The following is a 3,331-nucleotide window of genomic DNA, read 5'->3' as shown; positions in this document are numbered from 1 at the left end:
TCCCGCGGTGGCCCGTCTGCGACCCGATCGCCCGGCGGCCGGCGCCGGCCCGGCCACACGCTCCCCGGGGGACGGGAGCCGACGCGAATCGAACATGTATACAGGGCGGACGTCATCCGCCGCCGGATCGAGCGCGAGAGGGCGGCCACGGATTTTCCGGGCCGGACCCCTGTCGAGCGGACGGCGATCACGAGATATCTTGATGTCGAGCAATGTTGCAGACGTGGAGCGGAGCACCCGGTGACTGACTCGACCATCATCTACACCTACACAGACGAGGCCCCGGCCCTGGCGACGCATTCGTTCCTGCCGGTGATCCAGGCGTACGCCTCGCAGGCCGGTGTGCCCGTGGAGACCCGCGACATCTCGCTGGCCGGGCGCATCATCGCCGTCTTCCCGGAGTACCTGAACGAGGACCAGCGCATCCCGGACGCGCTGACCGAGCTGGGCGAGCTGGCCAAGACCCCGGCGGCCAACATCATCAAGCTGCCGAACATCTCGGCGTCCATCCCGCAGCTGAAGGCCGCCGTCGCCGAGCTCCAGGGCAAGGGCTACGCGCTGCCGGACTACCCGGACGACCCGAAGACCGACGAGGAGCGCGAGATCCGCGCCCGCTACGACAAGGTCAAGGGCTCCGCCGTCAACCCGGTGCTGCGCGAGGGCAACTCCGACCGCCGCGCCCCCGCCTCGGTGAAGAACTACGCCAAGACCCACCCGCACCGCATGGGCGCCTGGACCTCCGAGTCCAAGACCAACGTCGCGACCATGGGCGAGAACGACTTCCGCTCCACCGAGAAGTCCGTGGTGATCTCCGAGGCCGGCACCCTGCGCATCGAGCTGGCCGCCGAGGACGGCACCACCACCGTCCTGAAGGACTCCGTACCGGTCCTCGAGGGCGAGGTCGTCGACGCCTCCGTCATGCGCGTCGCCGAGCTGAACACGTTCCTCGCCGCGCAGGTCGCCCGCGCCAAGCAGGACGGCGTCCTGTTCTCCGTGCACCTGAAGGCCACGATGATGAAGGTCTCCGACCCGATCATCTTCGGTCACGTGGTGCGCGCGTTCTTCCCGAAGACCTTCGCGAAGTACGGCGAGACCCTCAAGGCGGCCGGCCTCACCCCGAACGACGGCCTCGGCGGCATCCTCAAGGGCCTGGAGAACCTGCCCGAGGGCGCCGAGATCAAGGCCTCCTTCGACGCCGAGATCGCCGAGGGCCCGGCCCTGGCCATGGTCGACTCCGACAAGGGCATCACCAACCTGCACGTGCCCTCGGACGTCATCATCGACGCCTCCATGCCGGCGATGATCCGCACCTCCGGCCACATGTGGGGCGCCGACGGCCAGGAGCACGACGCCCTCGCCGTCATCCCGGACTCCTCCTACGCCGGTGTCTACCAGGCCGTCATCGACGACTGCCGGGCCAACGGCGCCTACGACCCGTCCACCATGGGCTCGGTCCCGAACGTCGGCCTGATGGCGCAGAAGGCCGAGGAGTACGGCTCCCACGACAAGACCTTCGAGATCCCGGCCGCGGGCTCCGTCCGCCTGGTCGACCAGGCCGGCAACGTCCTGATCGAGCAGCCGGTCGCGCAGGGCGACATCTTCCGCGCCTGCCAGACCAAGGACGCCCCGATCCGCGACTGGGTCAAGCTGGCCGTCACCCGCGCCCGCGCCACCGGCGACCCGGCGGTGTTCTGGCTGGACGAGAACCGGGCGCACGACGCCAACCTGATCGCCAAGGTCAAGCAGTACCTGCCGGAGCACGACACCGAGGGCCTGGACATCCGGATCCTGTCCCCGGTGGAGGCCACCAAGCTGTCGGTGGAGCGCATCCGCCGCGGCGAGAACACCATCTCCGTCACCGGCAACGTGCTGCGTGACTACCTGACCGACCTCTTCCCCATCCTGGAGCTGGGCACCAGCGCCAAGATGCTGTCGGTCGTCCCGCTGATGGCGGGCGGCGGCCTGTTCGAGACCGGCGCCGGCGGCTCCGCGCCCAAGCACGTCCAGCAGCTGGTCAAGGAGGACTACCTGCGCTGGGACTCGCTCGGCGAGTTCTTCGCGCTGGTGCCGTCCTTCGAGCAGTACGCGACGGCCACCGGCAACACCCGTGCCAAGGTCCTCGCCGACACCCTGGACCGCGCCACGGCGACCTTCCTGAACGAGGACAAGTCCCCGACCCGCCGGGTGGGCGGCATCGACAACCGCGGCAGCCACTTCTACCTGTCCCTGTACTGGGCGCAGGAGCTGGCGAAGCAGACCGACGACGCCGACCTCGCCAAGGCGTTCGCGCCGCTCGCCGAGACCCTGGCGGCGAACGAGCAGAAGATCGTGGAGGAGCTGAACGCCGTCCAGGGCAAGCCGGCCGACATCGGCGGCTACTACCAGGTCGACAAGGCCAAGGCGGACGCGGTCATGCGCCCGTCGGCCACCTGGAACGAGGTCCTGGCGTCCCTGAGCTGACGCCCGCGACACGCTGAACACCGCGCCCCGGACGGCACCGCCCGCCCGGGGCGCGGCCCGTTGTCGGTGCCGTGTGACACCGTGATCACGCACGATGCCACCGACACGCCCCTGGAGCAGCCCGTGACCTGTTTCGACCTCCTGCCCGGTGCCCCGGACTCCCCCGTGCTGCTGCACGTGCCGCACTCCTCGCGGGCGATACCGGACGACGTGCGCGCCGGGATCGTGCTGGACGACGGCGGGCTGGAGCGGGAGCTGGACCACATCACGGACGCGCACACCGCCGAGCTCGCCGAGCGGGCCGCCGCGCTCGCCGGGGTCCGGCCCTGGCGGTTCGTCAACCGGCTGTCGAGGCTGGTGGTGGACCCGGAGCGGTTCCCGGACGAGCGGGAGGAGATGGCGGCCGTCGGGATGGGCGCCGTGTACACGCGGACCACGCACCGGGCCGCGCTGCGGCCGGCGGACGCCGACCCGGAGCCGCTGCTGGCCCGGTACTTCCGGCCGTACGCGAAGGCCATGACCGAGGCGGTGGCCGGCCGGCTGGCCGCGACCGGGCGCGCCGTGATCATCGACGTGCACTCGTACCCCACCGAGCCGCTCCCCTACGAGCTGCACGGCACCGGTCCGCGCCCCCCGGTGTGCCTGGGCACGGACGCCTTCCACACCCCGCCCGCCCTGACCGGGGCCGCCCGCGAGGCGTTCGCCGGCTGCGGGGAGACGGGACTGGACAGCCCGTTCGCCGGGACGTACGTACCGCTGGAGTTCTACGGCAGGGACGCCCGGGTCGGCGCGCTGATGGTGGAGATCCGCCGGGACACCTACATGACGGAGCCGGGCGGCCCGGCCGACGGCCCGGGCCTGGAGCGCCTGG

2 protein-coding genes are annotated in these 3,331 nt (G+C 71.1%); both read left to right on the top strand.

The window, feature by feature from the left end; translation table 11 throughout:
* The first annotated feature begins 240 nt into the window (after nt 1–240).
* Entirely contained in the window at nt 241–2,460 is a 2,220-nt protein-coding gene (locus H5J33_RS28310) for an NADP-dependent isocitrate dehydrogenase (RefSeq protein ID WP_181797673.1), read from the top strand.
* A gap of 81 nt (nt 2,461–2,541) precedes the next feature.
* Nucleotides 2,542–3,331: N-formylglutamate amidohydrolase (locus tag H5J33_RS28305; protein WP_309485511.1), on the top strand; the 790-nt coding region annotated here is incomplete at its 3' end.

The sequence above is a fragment of the Streptomyces sp. WELS2 genome, from assembly GCF_013870595.1.
Lineage (GTDB): Bacteria > Actinomycetota > Actinomycetes > Streptomycetales > Streptomycetaceae > Streptomyces.
Note: the sequence above shows the minus strand (reverse complement) of the source record. Positions and strands in the feature narration are given on the sequence as shown.